Annotated in this window: 20 protein-coding genes; 17 read left to right on the top strand and 3 right to left on the bottom strand. The window is 41.3% G+C overall.

Annotated features, from left to right (window positions below):
* The first annotated feature begins 29 nt into the window (after positions 1-29).
* The 7 genes from B9N86_RS12850 to B9N86_RS12880 all read left to right on the top strand — a co-directional run bounded on the left by B9N86_RS12850 (position 30) and on the right by B9N86_RS12880 (position 5,559).
* The gene (locus B9N86_RS12850; protein WP_208919613.1) at positions 30-1,304 is read left to right on the top strand and encodes a Gfo/Idh/MocA family protein; all 1,275 of its coding nucleotides are present in this window, start codon (positions 30-32) and stop codon (positions 1,302-1,304) included.
* Positions 1,305-1,596: 292 nt separating this feature from the next.
* A complete protein-coding gene (locus B9N86_RS12855; RefSeq protein ID WP_208919615.1) occupies positions 1,597-1,926 on the top strand; it encodes a DUF3024 domain-containing protein in 330 nt (109 codons plus the stop codon).
* A 27-nt stretch (positions 1,927-1,953) separates the two neighbouring features.
* Positions 1,954-2,748, top strand: coding sequence for an AAC(3) family N-acetyltransferase (locus B9N86_RS12860; RefSeq protein WP_208919617.1), 795 nt, complete (start codon positions 1,954-1,956; stop codon positions 2,746-2,748).
* 105 nt (positions 2,749-2,853) lie between these two features.
* On the top strand, positions 2,854-3,507 hold the full coding sequence (locus B9N86_RS12865; protein WP_208919619.1) for a nucleotidyltransferase domain-containing protein: 654 nt from the start codon (positions 2,854-2,856) through the stop codon (positions 3,505-3,507).
* A gap of 108 nt (positions 3,508-3,615) precedes the next feature.
* Positions 3,616-3,918 carry an alpha/beta fold hydrolase gene (locus B9N86_RS30265; RefSeq protein ID WP_342193875.1) on the top strand — a complete coding sequence of 101 codons (303 nt, stop codon included), beginning with the start codon at positions 3,616-3,618 and terminating at the stop codon, positions 3,916-3,918.
* Between the two features lie 229 nt (positions 3,919-4,147).
* Complete coding sequence (locus B9N86_RS12875; RefSeq protein ID WP_208919621.1) at positions 4,148-4,660, top strand: TetR/AcrR family transcriptional regulator; 513 nt, start codon at positions 4,148-4,150, stop codon at positions 4,658-4,660.
* Between the two features lie 488 nt (positions 4,661-5,148).
* On the top strand, positions 5,149-5,559 hold the full coding sequence (locus tag B9N86_RS12880) for a DUF3995 domain-containing protein (protein WP_244563139.1): 411 nt from the start codon (positions 5,149-5,151) through the stop codon (positions 5,557-5,559).
* Between the two features lie 43 nt (positions 5,560-5,602).
* Here the strand turns inward: B9N86_RS12880 and B9N86_RS12885 are convergent, their stop codons facing one another.
* On the bottom strand, positions 5,603-6,187 hold the full coding sequence (locus B9N86_RS12885) for a TetR/AcrR family transcriptional regulator (RefSeq protein WP_208920330.1): 585 nt from the start codon (positions 6,185-6,187) through the stop codon (positions 5,603-5,605).
* Between the two features lie 187 nt (positions 6,188-6,374).
* Between B9N86_RS12885 and lpdA the strand changes: the two genes are divergently transcribed.
* The 5 genes from lpdA to B9N86_RS12910 all read left to right on the top strand — a co-directional run bounded on the left by lpdA (position 6,375) and on the right by B9N86_RS12910 (position 10,608).
* A complete protein-coding gene (gene lpdA / locus B9N86_RS12890; protein WP_208919626.1) occupies positions 6,375-7,763 on the top strand; it encodes a dihydrolipoyl dehydrogenase in 1,389 nt (462 codons plus the stop codon).
* 95 nt (positions 7,764-7,858) lie between these two features.
* Positions 7,859-8,053, top strand: coding sequence for an H-type small acid-soluble spore protein (locus B9N86_RS12895; RefSeq protein WP_208919628.1), 195 nt, complete (start codon positions 7,859-7,861; stop codon positions 8,051-8,053).
* A 22-nt stretch (positions 8,054-8,075) separates the two neighbouring features.
* Positions 8,076-8,246, top strand: coding sequence for a hypothetical protein (locus B9N86_RS12900; RefSeq protein ID WP_208919630.1), 171 nt, complete (start codon positions 8,076-8,078; stop codon positions 8,244-8,246).
* A 134-nt stretch (positions 8,247-8,380) separates the two neighbouring features.
* Positions 8,381-9,829: a serine hydrolase domain-containing protein gene (locus B9N86_RS12905; protein ID WP_208919631.1), complete on the top strand. Its 1,449-nt coding sequence runs from the start codon at positions 8,381-8,383 to the stop codon at positions 9,827-9,829.
* Between the two features lie 155 nt (positions 9,830-9,984).
* A complete protein-coding gene (locus B9N86_RS12910) occupies positions 9,985-10,608 on the top strand; it encodes an acetate uptake transporter (protein WP_208919634.1) in 624 nt (207 codons plus the stop codon).
* Between the two features lie 226 nt (positions 10,609-10,834).
* On the opposite strand, the gene B9N86_RS12915 is transcribed toward B9N86_RS12910, so the two are convergent.
* Positions 10,835-11,503 carry a DJ-1/PfpI family protein gene (locus tag B9N86_RS12915; protein WP_208919635.1) on the bottom strand — a complete coding sequence of 223 codons (669 nt, stop codon included), beginning with the start codon at positions 11,501-11,503 and terminating at the stop codon, positions 10,835-10,837.
* Positions 11,504-11,649: 146 nt separating this feature from the next.
* Here B9N86_RS12915 and B9N86_RS12920 point away from each other — a divergent pair, with 146 nt between their 5' ends.
* The 3 genes from B9N86_RS12920 (at position 11,650) to B9N86_RS12930 (ending at position 15,284) form a co-directional block, all read left to right on the top strand.
* Positions 11,650-12,552, top strand: coding sequence for a LysR family transcriptional regulator (locus B9N86_RS12920; protein ID WP_208919636.1), 903 nt, complete (start codon positions 11,650-11,652; stop codon positions 12,550-12,552).
* 321 nt (positions 12,553-12,873) lie between these two features.
* Positions 12,874-13,851: a BadF/BadG/BcrA/BcrD ATPase family protein gene (locus B9N86_RS12925; protein ID WP_208919637.1), complete on the top strand. Its 978-nt coding sequence runs from the start codon at positions 12,874-12,876 to the stop codon at positions 13,849-13,851.
* Between the two features lie 266 nt (positions 13,852-14,117).
* Positions 14,118-15,284, top strand: a complete 1,167-nt coding sequence (locus B9N86_RS12930; RefSeq protein ID WP_208919638.1) for a hypothetical protein — start codon at positions 14,118-14,120, stop codon at positions 15,282-15,284.
* Between the two features lie 224 nt (positions 15,285-15,508).
* On the opposite strand, the gene B9N86_RS30270 is transcribed toward B9N86_RS12930, so the two are convergent.
* On the bottom strand, positions 15,509-15,694 hold the full coding sequence (locus tag B9N86_RS30270; RefSeq protein ID WP_244563070.1) for a hypothetical protein: 186 nt from the start codon (positions 15,692-15,694) through the stop codon (positions 15,509-15,511).
* Positions 15,695-16,060: 366 nt separating this feature from the next.
* On the opposite strand from B9N86_RS30270, the gene B9N86_RS12940 reads away from it, so the two are divergent.
* Both B9N86_RS12940 and B9N86_RS12945 read left to right on the top strand, forming a co-directional pair.
* The gene (locus tag B9N86_RS12940; RefSeq protein WP_208919639.1) at positions 16,061-17,059 is read left to right on the top strand and encodes a helix-turn-helix transcriptional regulator; all 999 of its coding nucleotides are present in this window, start codon (positions 16,061-16,063) and stop codon (positions 17,057-17,059) included.
* Between the two features lie 243 nt (positions 17,060-17,302).
* On the top strand, positions 17,303-18,271 hold the full coding sequence (locus tag B9N86_RS12945) for an ABC transporter substrate-binding protein (RefSeq protein ID WP_208919640.1): 969 nt from the start codon (positions 17,303-17,305) through the stop codon (positions 18,269-18,271).
* Positions 18,272-18,275: the final 4 nt, after the last annotated feature.

Below are 18,275 nucleotides of genomic sequence, written 5' to 3' on the forward strand. Positions count from 1 at the left end.
CATATCACTTGAGAGGAGAAGGATGACAGATGAAAAAGGTTAGAGTTGCATTAATTGGAGGGGGATTACGAGGCGTGAATTATTTGGATTATGCACTGCAGCACCCGCATGAACTCGAAGTTGTCGCCGTGGCGGAGCCTGTCGCGGAACGGCGGAATGGCTTCAAGGAGAAGCACGGCATTGCAGATGACATGTGCTTTGAACATTGGGATGAGTTCTTTGCCGTACCGAAACTCGCAGACGCCGTGCTCATATGCACGCAAGACAAGCAACATTTCGAACCCACGATGAAGGCGCTTGAAGCGGGGTATCATGTATTACTTGAGAAACCGATGTCTTCGGATGCGAGGGAATGTATTCTCATGGGGGAAAAAGCTTCGCAAATGAACCGTGTTTTCTCGATATGTCACGTGCTTCGGTATACGAACTTTTTCTCGACGATTCGCGAATTGTTGCAGCGGGAAACCATTGGTCAGCTCATGTCCATCCAACATAATGAGAACGTAGGGTATTGGCACCAAGCGCATAGCTTTGTGAGAGGGAATTGGCGTCGAAAAGATGAATCCAGCCCGATGATTCTAGCGAAGTCTTGTCATGACCTTGATATTCTGCTCTGGCTGGCCGATGCGGAATGCGTGCGTGTGTCTTCTTTCGGATCGTTATCTTATTTTAAGGCGGATCAAGCCCCAGAAGGAGCTCCGCTACGGTGTTTGGATGGATGCCCGGTATCTGACGAATGTCTCTATTATGCGCCGAAGCAATATTTAACGAGCGATACGAATTGGCCGACCTCGGCGATCAGCGATGATCTGAGTTACGAAGCCCGCTATAAAGCGCTGCAGGAAGGGCCGTACGGCAGATGTGTCTATCATTGTGATAACGATGTCGTAGATCATCAGGTCGTGAATTTGGAATTCGCGAATTCCGTCACGGCTGCATTTACGATGAGTGCATTTACCCGAGACGTTAGTCGCACGCTCAAGCTGATGGGAACCAAGGGAGAAATTCGCGGTGCGATGGAGAAGAACGAAATCGAAATCATCCATTTTGGCAGCGGCAAGGTGGAGCGGATTTCATTTGAGGATATGGGCGGGCATGTCGGTCACGGGGGCGGAGACATGGGCTTAATCAAGGATTTCCTCCGGTTGGTGCGTGAGGACGGTAAGAGCCAGGGGCTCACCTCGGCACATCATTCGGTACAAAGTCATCTGATGGCTTTTGCCGCGGAACAATCCAGAATGGATGGGAACAGCATTCATCTGCAGGATTTCGCGCAGCAGCTTAGCATGCCCGTGGAGACTTGAATCACTAATTAAGCAGAAAAATTTTGCGATTGACTGTAAAGAGTAGGATTATAATGGTAGCTTTAGGGGTCACCCCGAAGCTACCGTTTTACTTTTTGGTATATGTTTGTTTTCTTCAACAGATTAAGGGCAAGGGAAAGCCAACCGACCTTCAGGCCTACTTTTGCTAATCCACGAAGCAGGTGACAATGTCTGTATTACCCAAACATATAGAAGAGGGTATTTACGAAGTTCAGCAATTCACATAATATGGAGTTGTTAGCAAAGTTCAAAACATGAGGTGAATCAGTTAATGGATGATTTTACAAAGAAAAGAATAATTAAAATTATGGACAATTATACAAAGAATAAAGTTCCTAAACACATTCAAAATCAAATAAGGCTGAGCTATAAGATCCGAGGTAATAACATTACTTTAATTGAAGAAAGACCAGCATTTAGGAGTGATCAATGGGTTCAGTTGGAAATCGCTCAATTTAGATTAGACCAAAATAAATGGAAAATATATTGGAGAGATAGCAAGAAAAAGTGGCATTTTGTAGATGATATTCTACCAGATGAGAGTTTTGAAAAACAATTAGATCAAGTAGAAAACGATAATATGGGAATATTTTGGGGTTAATCATTAGTTTTTTATGAGGTGATAAAAATGGGGATATCCAGTACTTTACAGACGAGAAAAACAATTATTGATGATTTAAAACGACTGGGTGTAAAAGAGGGAATGACCTTGATCGTCCACTCCTCTTTGAAATCTCTAGGAAATGTTGTAGGGGGACCTGTAACTGTTATTTTAGCATTGGAAGAAGCGGTAGGATTTAACGGGAATATTGTTATGCCGACTCAATCTGAACATTTGTGTGCTCCGACGGAAAACAATGAGGACTTAACCTTAGAGGAAATAAAAATAATAAAAGAAAATATGCCAATATATTACCCTGACATAACAACAACTTCGTATATGGGATTCATTCCTGAAACATTTCGAAAACAAAATGGAGTGTTAAGAAGTTCACACCCCCATGTTTCATTTGCTGCGTGGGGGAAAGATGCTAAAAGAATAACGATGAATCATACACTAGATTATGCATTAAGTGAGGATTCTCCCTTGGGAAAGATCTATGAATTAGAGGGATTTATTCTATTACTTGGAGCTCCAACTGATGCTAATAGTTCATTACATTTGGCTGAGTATAGCCAGAAAAACTCTTATATAAAGCCTAAAGTTTGGGAAGTGAAAATGAGTGTAGATGGAAAAGAGCAATGGACTACTTATGATGATATCAATAATGAATCTGACGATTTTAACATGATTTTTGATGAGTTCAAATCCAAGACTACTTTGGTAAAAGAGGGCTTGGTAGGGAAAGCGGTGAGTTATTTAATACCACAGAAAGAAATGGTTGATTTCGCCTTAGATTGGATGAATAAGAATAGAAGATAGATGCGCGTTAAGTCTCTCGAGTTCGTGAATGCGGAAACGTTATAGGAAATCAGCACGAAAAACTTGGAACCATCTCAATAAATCGTTCACGAGGAGTAGATTTTTTTGAAAGAAATAATCTTAAGTGCAAAAAAATTCTTTGCAAATGCTGGCTTTGATTGGTCCATTTGTGGTGGTGGAGCGATCGATATATGTTTAGGTAATAAAACTAGAACTCATAAGGACTTAGATTTAGCTGTATACTGGGAAGATAGAAAAGCCATTATTGCTTATATGTTGAACTCGGGATGGAGAGTCTTTGAAGCATGTGGTGGAGGGATAATACATGAACTATTTACAGTCGATAGTTCTGAAAAGCGGAATTTATTTTGTTTCACAAATAATGAAACACGTTGTTATTTAGAACCCATTGGAAGTAACAAGTATCGATTTACATTTATAAATGAGGAACAACTTGCTTTTAGTTATGTAGAATTTCTATTTAACTTCAGAGATGATAAGTTTTTTTATTATACAGGTAATTCAAGTATTAAGAGGAGCATTGAAAAAGCAGTAATATTAAAAGACGGGTATTCTATTTTAGCACCGGAAATTGTACTTTTATACAAATCCACTTATTTAGAAGGTAATGATTCAAATGATCATCTCCATGATTTTAATCTATCTGTACCGCATCTAGATCTCGAGCAAAAACAGTGGTTAAAGCAAGCTCTGGAAGTAGTGCATTTAAATAACCATCAATGGATTCAAAAACTGTAAGATTATCAAAATAGCGGTGAACACAATATTAAATGTGCTGATTTTGAAAGGTGATTCAAAGAAGGTGCTGGCATCCTATAACAGCGTATCTACGCTGCGTCGCTAACGATCCTTAGTCTAGATGCACATCAAGGAAATTGGCAAGAGTTTTTAAGGCAAAAAATAAGGGATTGGCGAACTTACCCTCGGCTAACTGATGACCAATTAAGAGGTATAAGCTGTCCTACTTTGTTTATCGCTGGGGAGTATGATCAGTTCGCTCCAGAGGAAGAACTTAAACGGGTGACAAGACTAATTCCTAACTCTCGTTATGTTGTAGTACCTGGTGGCAGCCACAGACCTCATATGAGTCGAGAAAACCCGGTTTTTGTAAACGATACCATTCTTCAATTCTTAGAAATACAAAGTTGATAATAAGAGTTCGTATAAATGCCATATGTAAAAGTTAAGGACTTGGAAATGTTTTACTAAAAAATGGGTAATGGCACAAAAATGTTTTGAAATTATCGGCCAGCTCCTGCAGCTGGCTGTTTGTGTTGTAGAAATAATGTACATTAATGTAGATCGACTCTCTATTGACATAATAAAAATCGAAATGTATTCTATTGAAAACATACGCTACCGTATCTAGAGGTGAGTTATGCAATTAACCAGGGAAGACTGGGTGAAAGCTGGATTAAACAATTTGGCCGAAGCTGGAATACATGAAGTTCGTGTCGAAATACTTGCTCGGAAGCTGAAAATAAGTAAAGGTAGTTTTTATCACTACTTTCGAGACCGTAAAGAACTTCTAGATTCCATGATGGATTACTGGGAAGATTATGCAACTAAGCAGATCATTCATAGTATAGAACAAGATAATTCCTCATTGGAACAGCTGCTTCACATTAGTATCAATCGGGACAAGAAAATTGAGATTGGCATTTATGCCTGGGCCAAACATGATCCTATCGTGGCAACCCGATTAGTTGATATTGAGGAACAAAGAATTAATTGTATTTCCAGACTGTATCAAAGGCGAGGGCTGACGCTTTCAGAAGCGATAGACAGGGCTAGACTTACATATTTAACTTATGTAGGGTGGATGACAAGGTTTGAGTCCAATACCAATTTTGATATAGATAAAATGTTTGTGATTTTATTAAGTATATGATTACGCATGTCCCTAATGTGGTTGTACGATCCATTGGGACATAAAAAATACATAAACATACGGTATCGTATGTTTATGTATTTCTAACAATCCTTTTATGGAGAAAGGAGATTTTTATATAAAAACTTTTTACTTTATTGTGGCATTAATGATAATGCTTTTGGGGATTATTCATATTTGGATAACACCCAGAATATACAAATCCATGACCCAAGAGTCTATATGGTTCGTAAGCGGTGGGTTGGCAGTAATCTCAAACGCTAGCATTAATTTAGCAATGATTAACGTTAAGATGGGACCCAGTTTGTTGAATTATATTTGCCAAGTAAATAATGTACTGACTTTTATATTTTCACTTTTTTTAGTTCGTGTACTCCCTAGGCCGCAAACGAAATTGTTGGTGTGTTTAATGTTCTTGGAAACCTTGTTAGGATTTTTTGAGCAAGTTTAAATAAGGTGATTTGGGAGGCGATTTAATGAAATTTGTTATGACATTATCAACTGTAAGTGTTTTGGCTCTAATCAGCATCTTACATATTTATTGGGCGTATGGGGGGCGCTGGGGTATCCGGGCGGCCATACCTTCGAGAGCGGGGGAGTATAAACCTGCTTTTGTTCCTGGGAAGGTAGGTACACTATTTGTGGCTATTCTTATTCTAATTGTATGCTTCATACTTCTGATTCAGGGCGGTTATACACACTACTTTATAGCAAATACCATAACAAGAATTGGGTGTATCGTCTGCGCTTCTGTTTTCTTTCTTCGGGCGATTGGTGACTTTAGACATATAGGGTTTTTCAAAAAAATAAATCACACAGTATTCGCGAGAAATGATACATGGATCTATAGTCCGCTTTGTCTGTATTTCGGGATAACATGTACGATTCTTTTGTTTTAATCGGTATTTATACTTTAAGTATAAAAGACTTTGGTCTGTTTCATCATTGGATGACGGACTCTTGAGTGAAAATTAACGCTTTCGCTTGTTGCTTACCTGCGGCGAGTAGGTTGTCGCTCATATCAGGATCGTTGACAGATCGAGAAAGCATAAGTGCTCCAACCATCGAACTTAGCAAGCTAGACCCTGTAGCGTAGTCGATATTCGCGACATCTGCAATAAAATCGATCATCCGTTTCAACTCGTCGGTGTAGACTTGCCGAACCTCTTCAGAAGATCGTGAAATTCCGCTGGAAAGGGCAGGAAGGATGCAACCAAAATTCGTACTGTCCCGATGCTGCTGGCTGAGGTAGTAATCAATGACCACATGGATTGGAGGTCTTTGTTTCTCCTGTTCGGCAGCTTTCTGGAGGAACGCAATCGTATCGCCGATTGCATAACGGCAGGTCTCAGCAACCAGTTGTTCTTTATTATCAAAGTGCGCATAAAATCCCCCGTGTGTCAGTCCAGCACCTTTCATTATGAAAGGAACGCTGATGTCGCGAATTCCATTTGTGCGAAAAGCACGGGCAGCACTTTCAATGATTTTACCTCGAACCTTCTCCTTATGGCCTTCTGGATAAGGCATTGCAATCGCTCCTCTCACTCCAATAGTTCATTTAAAATATTATAGTCATCATAATAAAAGCTGTCAATTCTGCTGCTGTTATGATGAGGACATGAAGAGGGCCATTGACCGATTTAAAATATGATGACTATAATATATTATGATCATCATATTTTAAAATCCGTTTTTATACAGGAGGTCTCTGAGTATGAGTCAGTTTGAAACTGTAGACACATTGGTTATCGGATCAGGTCCTGGCGGCTACATGGCAGCGCTGCGATCCGCTCAGCTTGGCCTGAAAACGGCCATTGTTGAACGAGGCAAGATTGGCGGAGTCTGCACCCATGTAGGCTGCATCCCATCGAAAGCGTTGATTGCCGAATCTCATCGCTATCGAGTTCTCCGTCAATCGAATAAGACGGAGGTCGCGACTTCATTCATGAATGCACAGGCATTCAAGGAAGGAGTCGTTAACAAACAGTCTGGTGGAGTTGGGTTTCTGTTGAAAAATGCTGGAGTTACGATCATCGAGGGAGAAGCAAGCCTGGTTGATAAGCATACGGCTGTTATTAAACAAATGGACGAGGAATCCACGATATCTTTTCAGCACGCCATATTGGCAACGGGCTCCCGTCCGATCGAGCTGAAAGCCTTGCCGTTTGGTGGAAGAATTCTTTCCTCCACAGAAGCTCTCTCGCTTTCGCGTATTCCGACCAGCCTGATCATTATCGGAGGCGGATATATTGGCGTGGAGTTGGGACAGATGTATGCGAAATTCGGAACAAAAGTGACGATTCTGGAAGGAGGGCGCCAAGTGTTGCCAGGCTTTGAGCCAGAACTGACGGCTCCAGTTCTCCGGCAGTTAAAAGCTGACGGCATAACGATCATAACGGAAGCGACTGCCGTACAAGCGGAACAAACTTCCGATATGGTCACGCTTCATTATTCGATAGATCAGGAACTGCATGTTCTTACGGCAGATTATGCACTGGTCACCGTCGGTAGAAAACCCAATACTGACGGAAATCTAGGACTGGAGCGTATCGGTCTGCGCACAACAGATCGGGGATTGATCGATACCGACGAACAATGCAGAACGGCAATCCCGCATATATTCGCCATTGGAGATATAACGGCAGGTCCGGCGCTTGCCCATAAAGCGTCATATGAAGCCAAGGTTGCAGCTGAAGTGATTGCTGGCCAAACCTCGATGGTTGACTACAAGGCGATTCCGCTTGTCGTTTTTTCGGAGCCAGAGCTGGCAAGTGTAGGCCTGACTGAAGTGGACGCAAAAGCAAATGCTATTCCAACTGTCATCGGGAAGTCACCATTTTCAATTAATGGAAGGGCTTTAGCTTTACAAGCTACGGATGGATTCGTCAAAATCATTGTGGATCGAACCTCGGGAGCCGTAATCGGCGCGCAAATCGTAGGGGTGGAGGCTTCGACCCTTATCTCGGAGATGGCTCTGGCTATCGAGATGAGCGCGAGCGTGGAGGATTTGGCCTTAACCATTCATCCTCACCCTACGCTGGGGGAAGTCATAATGGAAGCTGCTGAGAACGCCGTTGTAAAAATGAACCAACCAGCTACTTGAGTCTCTTTTTTTGCGTTGGAATGAAGTATGCATAACAGATATTTACCTTGTGCATAGTAAAGACGAACTCTACTCAGTAAGGGAGGTCTTTCTGTATGAATGTTCAAAGAGCACAAGAAATAGCGTCCTCCCCCGAAATGGCATATGTGTTGTGTGATGGGACAGCGATCTATATTCAACATGTAAACGAGCAAAGTGAGACGGCACGCATCTATGCGTTAAATAATCCGGAAGAGGAGCGGGAAGTCCCTTTGTACGCGTTAACTGAACAAGATCAGGAGCTTATATAAGAGGTGAGGAGGTGTTGAGAAGATGGAAAAAAATAAGCAAAAAGAGATCGAGGCCGACCGTTTAAATTTTAATGACGATACGGATGATGTAGTGCGACAAGTACCTGCTACGACGGATGCCAGCGAAGCAGTTGCAGCGATAACCTCACATATCAATAAATACGATATACCGGATGAGTTGGAGGAAAAATAGTGATTGGCCCAGGCGCGCACAGGCTAACCTGCTGCGTGCTTTTTATGTATGACGATAAATAAAGAAGGTAAGTGTATGCATATAATAGAAATAGTTATCTCCTGAAGAAGAATGACGAAGTAGGGGAGTATATTATGGAGATATCAACTGATATTCCTGAGAATCATAGACTATCTTCGAAGGCTTTATTAGAGTTTTTCACAAAAATAGAACAACTGAAATTAGAAGTAAACACTTTTATTTTGTTACAAGATGGCAAAGCTACCGCTCAATTTTGTCGCTCACCATATCGTATGGATAGTCCACAGCTATTATATTCTCTGAGCAAAAGCTTTACTTCTATAGCTGTAGGTATCGCATGGGATAACGGATATTTAGACTTAGATGATAACGTCATATCTTTTTTTCCTGAAAAACTACCGAGATATATTACTCCAAACTTAGCGAAAATGACCGTACATCATCTGTTATCTATGAACGCAGGGCACCATGATAATATCTATGCTACAGTAGCTAAGGAACAAGACTGGGTAAAGACATTTTTATCTTTAGATGTTGAACATGAACCGGGAAGCCACTATCGTTATAGCACTCATTCTACATACATGCTGTCTGCAATTATTGAACAAGTAACAGGTCAAAACATGGTTGATTTTTTAATGCCTAGATTATTTGAACCATTGGGGATACCAAGACCATCGTGGGAAACCTGCCCATTGGGCATTACAGCAGGTGGAATGGGATTGAGTATTTCAACCGAAGGTATAGCTAAATTTGGTCTTATGCTCTTAAACAAAGGGGTTTACGAAGGGAAAAGAATTGTTTCAGAGCAATTCATTAAGTTGGCTACATCAGAACAAAGTGATAATCGTGCAGGAGCAGAGAGAATAGATTCAGCCCAAGGTTACGGATATCAATTTCATTTATGTCGGCGCGGCTGTTACAGGGGCGATGGTGCTTTTGGTCAATTATGTTTTGTAGCTCCAAAAGAAAATATAGTCATTGCGGTAACTTCTAGCTTCAAGAATATGAAGCCATTACAGACACTTTTAGATTTAATTTATGAACATATTTTCGACCAATTAGACAAGAATGTTTTCTATTATCCTGAAGACAATATCGAACTGAAAAATCTATTATCTAATTTTAACCACTCTGTTCCTACAATTCGGCCTGTTCCCGTTAACATACCGATTGTAAATAATAGTTGTTATATGATGAATGGCAATCCCCATGGACTTAAAAAAATAACCTTCCATTTGAAGGATAAACATTTGGAACTTCAAGTTTTTTATGGAGATGATAGAGATAATACTTTACCATTTGATTTTACGAAAGCGATGCATACTAAGGATGTATTCAATAAAGATTTATCCATGCATCTTCAAGAAGTTATCACTTATGCTTCATGGCAAGATAACAATACTTTACAACTTACTCTTTTTTACATCGAAACTCCCTACAAGGTCACTTATACAATAACATTCCATGACCAAACAATTGATTTTCAATTGAACATCAATGTATCCCTTAACATATCAGAGTATAGAGTAACTGGGAATTTAATGAATGTTCAAGTATGATTTACAGAATAAAAAAGCGGATTTTTCCGTTTTAGGATTCTCCCCTATGCGAAATGTATATTTTCCGTTAGAATAAGTCAGTACTATTCTGGTATCGGCAGAATGACATATTATACAGGATTACCCCTGAAATTATTGGAGGCTTTTTTACTACCATGAACAATCAACAGAATACTAACATCAAAATCGTAACAGCCGACCCAAGCGCAATCGGCTTGTTTGGACTGGCTATCGTTACGTTCGTAGCGTCCTCACAAAAGCTCGGTTTGACTGAAGGCCTCGGCCTCGTTATCCCATGGGCCATCTTTCTCGGTGCTTTTGCTCAGCTCTATGCTTCCATCCTTGATTCTAAACACAACAATACATTTGGCACGACTGCTTTTGGTGCATATGCTTTCTTCTGGTTCGCGACTGCATGCAGTTGGCTGGTAAAGCTCGGCGTATTCGGCGAAGTTCTAGCCGCAAATGCTGACGGCAAGCAGCTCGGATTTGCATTTGCTGGTTATCTCATCTTTTCCGTACTCATGACGATTGGGGCCATGGAGACAAATAAAGTATTGTTCTTTATTTTCGTACTAATCGACCTGCTTTTTGTGGGCCTGACTTTTGATGCATTCGGAATCGCCTCTGAGGTGTTCCACTCAATGGCTGCCTATGCTGAGATGGGTATCGCTCTATTCTCGTTCTATGGCGCGGGTGCAGCAGTGTTGAATACTCACTTTGGAAAAGTGTTTCTTCCTATCGGTCGTCCGTTTGGTATTTTCAAGGCTCGTCCATAAAAGGAATATCGCTTGTATTAAACATATATATCAGCCGCTCATCGCGCCGATCCGCGATAGAGCGGCTTTTTTATATACATGAGAGCATCCTTTATTCATTGGAAATTGCTAAGACCGATTTCACAAAAAGAGAAACGACCGCCCACGCAGTAAAATACTGGAGAACGGTCGACGCGTAACAATATTGTCTTGCCTACGCTGTGGGTATTTAACAGAGCCGGACGGTTTATTTAACGGCTTTCTTGTAATACTCAATATCATCTTTGTACACATTGTACGCTTCGGAATACTCCATCACTCTAGCTACATCCGAGATGAAGCCTTCGTCATATCCGGCACGTCTCAACAAATGGAATCCCATTTCCATGCCTGAAGCGATGCCGGCTCCAGTAATGATTCTACCGGTATCGACAATGCGCGCTCTGCTGATTGTGCAAGCCGGCGCGATCTCGGCAAGGCGATCAATCGGCACTTTGCCCATTTCGGACGCTTCCAGACGATCCGGTTCCTTCCGGCTTGTCGCAGGCAGTCCATCCAAAAGTCCCATTTGTCCATATATCCAAGAACCGGTGCAAACGCTGGTCAGTAACGTTGTCTCGGGCAGAGACCAAATATATTGATGCAGTCGTTTGTTATAGGTTTCCTGGCGAGTTCCGAAACCGCCGGGAATCAAAAATGCATCCATATCAGGCAATTCGTTGAAACTATAATTGGGGTGCACTGTAAGGCCCGCTTGGGTTTGGACGGGTCTTAATGAATCTGCGACAAGAAATACGTCAAGCTCTGGGTCCAACCTCCGCGCGACAGAGAACACACCGTAAGGTGCCGCATAGTCAACGACTTCAGCATCCTTGAAAACATAGACACCAACTCTGAAACCTTGCTTTTTACTCATAAATACTCCTCTCACTTTCCTATCGAATTTTAAAATCTATTTCTTATGTTGTTTCGGAAATTATGATATCATGAAATTAGATATTGCAGTCATGATATAATTCAATACAATACATTTCATTTTTCGATATCAGGAGGAGGATTATAGTGATTGAATTGCTGGAAGGGAGATTTATTAAAACCTTTATTGTCGTGATGGAAGAAAAAAGCTTTAGCCGTGCAGCGGATAAACTGGGGTATGTTCAGTCCACGGTGACAACCCATATTCAATTGTTAGAGCAAGTGTGTAAACAGAAATTGTTCCACCGATTGTCTCGTGGTGTAAAACCAACAGCGGCTGGTGAAAAACTCTTGAAATATGCCTATCAATTTGTTCAATTAGGAGCTACGATCGAGGATGCTATGAATGAGATGGAACAGCCGAGAGGCACGGTGTACCTTCGTATGCAGGAATCCTTTTTTTTGACACGGTTTTCTTCGTTTATGCAGCATTTTGGGAAGGAATATCCAGAAGTGAAATTGCGGATTTCTTCAGGATTTCATCAGGATATATTGGATCAAGTGCTTGAACATGCAATTGATTTTGGAATCTTGCCCCGTGATCCAAAGCGGAATGATATTGTATTCTATCCTTTGGTTGAAGAGAAATTGATATTTATCGCATCCAATACCTTGATGATGGACGTAGAGACTGAAGGAGTTTCCCGATTAAACAAGGAAATATTGATCAGTTTCGGAAGCATATGTTTATACCATACACATGCCAGTAAGGCACTGAAGGAGGCGGGAATTCAGGTGAAGGATGCAATTGAACTCCCGAGTCTGGAAATGATTAAACAATCCGTTGCATGCGGGATTGGTTTTGCTTTGGTTCCGGAAGTTGCGGTGCAACATGAACTCGACGCAGGCACTTTTAAAGTACTTCCTTTATGTCCAGAAAGCTATTCCATGCATGGATTAATTGTTCATAAGAACAGAGAGTTAAGTCATCCGGCAAGATTAGTAAAGTCAGAATTGATAAAGCCGTCTGCACTCAATACTCGCATGTGAGAAACGATAAGGAGCGATCGTTGTGATCGCTCCTTTAACTATATCATTTGAACTATATTTCTTGATTAAGAACCTAACACAAAGTCATGTCGAAGTAGGCGTGATGATGCAAGATGAGAATACATATGCTTAAGGATCGTTGCTATTAATTTATCGGATAGGATAGCTTAGTTAAGAAGGGATTTTTAGTTGAAATGAAGAAAATATAATAATGCTTACAGAAGTTGATCGTTTGTGCAAGCTCATGAATGTGCTCCGTCCACAACGTAAAGTCAGCATCAGACAGGTTTACATGATTTGATAGACAGGAGGACCTTTGAAATGGTTCATGAAGTAGTTATTGGAATTGATGGGGGCGGATCGCAAACGCGAGTCATGGTCAGCGATTTGTCTGGACATATATTGTCCTATGCAAAAGGCGGGGCATCGTCGATCCATAAAGACAGCAACGCCCACGAAAATGTTCAAAAAACCATTCAAATGGCGCTTTCCGTAGCCGGTTGCAGCATCGATCAAGTCAAAGGAATATATGCGGGGATAGCAGGTTACGAGTCCGAGCAAGACTTAAAGTGGGTTAAACGTTTAACTGATGTAGAAGGGTTACATTGTCCGAAATGGTATGTGAACGATTCCGTCGTTGCGCATGCGGGAGCTTTCTTGGGGAAGCCTGGTATCGTGGTTGTGTCAGGTACGGGATCGATCATTTTTGCAGTTACTGAACAAGGGATTCAACTTAAAAATAATGACTTCCATCATTATGCCGAGAGTGCTGCAAGATTTCTTTCATATGATACAATTTTCGAAATACTGGCTGGGAATATTCAACGATCAGATGAGACGATGGTTCGTAATATTCAATCCTATTGGAATGTTGAAAACTTAGATCAACTTCGTACCCTAGCGGCTCGAGGATTTATAGAGGATCGAAGGGAACGAGATAAAAAATTTGGAGAGATGGCCTCAATCATCACGAATGCCGCTCAGGAGGGGAGCCGATTGGCTCAGATCGTATGTGATAAAGCCATCGATCAAATCATGGTTGGAGTGGAGATTCTTGGATCATTCTTCCAATCCGGCCTCCTATCCGTAACGGGTATAGGAAGTGTCATCAATAGTCCTTATATGAAATCTAAATTTATTGAAAGCTTGCAATCCGGTAAAAATAAACGATATCGTTTTAATAATCCCGAGTTATCAGCAGTATCCGGTGCTGTGATGATGGCACTTAAAAGTTTAGACATACCGATTGATTTTAAAACTATTGAATTAATTAGGGACCACCCTCATTCGACATGGTAGAGTAGAAGAGAACTTGGTAAATCTTTTAAGGATATATGTTCTTGTCCTCCGATGGCACGACAAGAACAGAAAAACCACGTAAATCGTGGTTTTTTTGTTCGACATAAGTTCCAATCAGGGTTAAAACCTTGGAGAAGGTGAACTAAAACCTATAAATCCCATTGCATATGGTAATAAAAAACTATAATATCAGACGGGTGCAAATTGCAAAAATATAATTTTGGCATCAAACTATTGACATTACAAAACCTGACAGCGAGGTAAACATGAAGAAACGAAGAAAAATCATATTATTATCCATTCCGACAGCTATTCTTGTGATATTGTTTGTATCGATTTTATTCAATAAAACGTCCCGTACCACATTCGAATCATTGGCTGAAACTGATCAACAGATGTTAACAGAGCTCTCCAATGTCTATAAACAGTTTGAACAATCAAGTGATCAGCTGTGGAGTGATCAATATTCATTTGAAACCAAGCCGCTCTTGCTCGTAAGGACGAATAAGGATCGTGGCATATTTCGGAAAGAAGCTTTTGCTGTAAATGTGCCAATGGGGAATAGCGTTTTTGCTAAGGAAATCAAAATGCCAGAGTCGCTAGGTTTACCAAAGGTGTACCGAATCAGTCGTTTTTCACCAGCGACGCTTACTACATGGCTGCCTATTAACTTTGGAACGTTGAATATCAAGGACACGGAAACGATGTATTACAGATATTATCCGAAGATGTTAAGCGATCCCGAACTGTATTTTGATTTCTCTTCATTTTTGTTACATGAGGCATTTCACATTTTCAAACAAAAGCATTGGACCTATGACGCTAATGATGCGGAATGGATTGAAAACTATCCGGAGAAGCAAGAACATTATGCGTTGATGGGGATGGAATTCAAACTGCTGGATCAAGCAATGACGGCAACAAATCCTCAATCGATTAAACAAAATTTACATGATTGGACCGTCGTACGAAACTATCGATATCAAAAATGGCCACAGTTGATCGGAGAGATCAAGACGGAGGCGATTGAGGGTACCGCACGATATATTGAGTATCGCTACAATGAGCTGATGGGCAGAAAATTGACGGTTTTAGCGGCTAAACAGGAGCCTTATCATGTGACATTCATGCAAGTGTTTGATTTCATTGCCAGCGATCAGATGGAGCCTGCATTTTTAAAAAGAAGTATGAGGTACGAAACGGGAGCGGCACTTGGACTCATGATGGATAAGGCGAACATTCCGTGGAAAGAAGCAATCGAGGATGAGCCGGACAAACCAGGGATGACTCAATATGAGATACTAAATGATTATTTCAAGGTACAGGATACAGCTGTTGAAGCTGAGATTGAAGAACTGAAAGAGACTTATGATTACAAGGGCTTGCTGCAGCAAGGAAAGAAAATTGAACAGAGAATGAACGTTGATCAATAAATGACAGTAATATTTGATCGAAGCAGCGATGCTACTCATGACCAGAGTTGGCGTGTTGGGACCATGGGACAACAGTTAAAAATAAAGATGCTCGCATATAGGAACCGCGTAGATATGGGGCTCGTCCGTAAAAGAAAAATCGTTGTATTAAACATTTATATCAGCCGCTCATCGCGCCGACCCGCGATAGAGCGGCTTTATTGTATGCTCTATATCCCTGACAGTTATATGGACGACTTCATACTTTTATAGAGAATTGCTTTTCTGTCTAAATTATAGCTGATAAAGGTCAGCAATGAGGCAGCGATCGCAATAATCCCTCCAAACCAGGAAACATCGATGAGTTCCATGTTCGTTGTTACAAATCCACCCAGAGCTGATCCAATCGCAATTCCGACATTTACGGACACAGGAGTTAAGGATGAAGCCAGATCTTTGGCTGACGGATAATGTTTATCTGCCAGATCAATGAAATACAATTTGCATGGTGGAGTTCATTGTATAAACGATAAGGGCAATGAATGATATGCTAAGCAATCCCCCGACAATCGAGTTGGATGAAAAAAAAAGCGATACGAAGCATGAATGTCTCATACACGATCATCCCGGGATTTTTGAATCATGCTTATTGCAATCCGGTCATTCGCGCAACCTCTAGGGTTATTCCTAATGAAATGTACGTTGCAGTTCATTCAATGGCTCGAATATAATAACGATAATGATTATTATTATCATTATTATCATTATTATAAAAACTTGATCGGAGTATAGGAGTAATGACTGGAATAGATTTTCATCACAATTTCAATCTTTTTTTCGATGGACTCGAACTGCCGCGGCAGAATAAGGATCGCACAGAACACATGGCGCTACATTCGCAAAGAGGAGAGGGGTTCGTTCGCCGTTTCGTCCCACGCTTTGATATCGATGTGGTTGTATCCGATTTTACATTTCGTCAGGATTGTAGCTTGCCTCTTGTCACGAAAACAGCAATGGTTGAGCTTAACTACTGTTTGCATGGAAGAAGAGAGATTACGGTTGAAGGTGCGCAGTATGAGTTTGTTCCGGGAAGTTGTACCCTTCAATTAATGAATGAAGTCGGAGCTAATTTTGAATTTATCGGTAATGAACCTTATCTCATGCTAGGCATAGGTATTCCCGTTTCAACCTTTCATCATTTCATGGAAGAGGGCGGTGGTGGGAGGTCCACTGATTTTACTCGGATACTTGGACAATCGCCGTTTCGTGTTTTCCAGGAAACGCTGCATCCGGCTGCTCTTATTATTCTTCAGCGAATGTTGGGATCTCTTCAAAATCGCAGCACGAGAAATTTAGAAATCGAATGCAGCGTATTGGAGCTATTATCCATGGCCTTTCAATCTTTCCTGACAGACGGTTCTTCTGGGATGACGAAGTTGTCCAAAAGTGATATGCAAAAAATTAGGGAAGCTCGGGACATTATAATAGAACGTATGATAGATCCACCAACGCTGATTGAGCTCTCCCGCTTGATCGGTATGAATGATTTTAAATTAAAGACCGGATTTAAAGAAATGTACGGAACAACCGTATTTGGTTATTTACGAGATAAAAGGCTGGAGAAGGCTTTACTCCTATTACAACAAGGCAATATGAACGTTAACGAGACCTCATGCGCTGTAGGTTATTCCAATTCAAGCTACTTCTCAGAGGTGTTCCGGGAGAAATACGGGATCAATCCCGGTAAGCTCGTCAAGCAGTTTGCTACTTCCGCTCTGCTAACTTCAGAACAATAGACGAACAAAAGGAATAGGGAATAAATAGAAGTTTACTTTAAACTGCTCTTCGGAGCAGTTTTTTTGTGTCGGATAATCCCGCTAACCAGTAAAGTACTCCGCCTACTGGTAGAAGGGCTGAGAGAACACATAGTATCATTATTTCATTGATAATGAATCTCATTTGCAACGTGTCACAATGTATAAGAGCTCTAAAGGGACTTATAGCGACAAAATGCAAATAAAAGGAGAAGTGGAATAGAAATGCGAGGAATAAAAATAGTTTCGCTCCTCATCCTTGTTGCCCTGATTGGATTGGTGGCAGGTTGCGGAGGAACAAATTCGGAGTCTTCGGTAGGGGAGAAAGAGAAGCACAGCCATGCTGAAAGTAAGATGAATAGCACCTCTTCTACATTTCCAAGAACAATTGCACATTTAAAAGGTGAGACGGTGATTGAAGCAAAGCCAATCAAAATAGCCACGCCATATATTGCCTTTGTCGATTACCTAGCCGTTTTGGATGAATATCCGATTGCCGCACAAGGTGTTGATACGATCAGACGGAATTTTCCAAGTCTCAGCAAGCGTGTAGAAGGGAAAGACATCATGGATCTCGGTATGGAAGTTGACTTGGAGAGATTGCTGTCCGCACAACCAGATTTGATTATTGCCGCAGATGACATGAAGGATCAGTATGAGAAATTAAGCCAAATTGCTCCAACCGTTATATTCCCTCAAGCAGGGGATTGGAGGGATACACTGCAGCAAATCGCTGAAGTGATCGGTAAAGAGGATAAGGCCAAAAGTGTGCTGGCAGATTTTGATCGCAAATCCGCCGAATACAAACAGCAATTGGCGTCCCGCAGCGAGGAATCCGTAATGTTTGCAATGTACGGCGGCAAGGAGCAGTTTATTACGTGGAAGGATGGCAGATTCGATCCCTTCTATAAGGGGCTGGGACTAAAGCCCGTAGAAGGTATGATATCAGATGGACCTTTAACACTGGAAAGTTTGGCCGCGCTCAACCCGGATCATCTGTTCATCATTAACAACTGGCAAACTCCGATTCAGGGTGGTGTCAAGGAGGCTATGAAAAACAGCAAGGTGTGGAATGGCCTCAATGCGGTGAAGAATAATCACATTTACGAACTGGAAGACCCTTCGCTTCCGGGACCGATGGCTCTTGCTAAAATTGATGGTATTGAAGAAATCATGAAGGCTCTGAAGAAATAGACAG

It is taken from the genome of Paenibacillus uliginis N3/975, from assembly GCF_900177425.1.
GTDB lineage: Bacteria > Bacillota > Bacilli > Paenibacillales > Paenibacillaceae > Paenibacillus_AQ > Paenibacillus_AQ uliginis.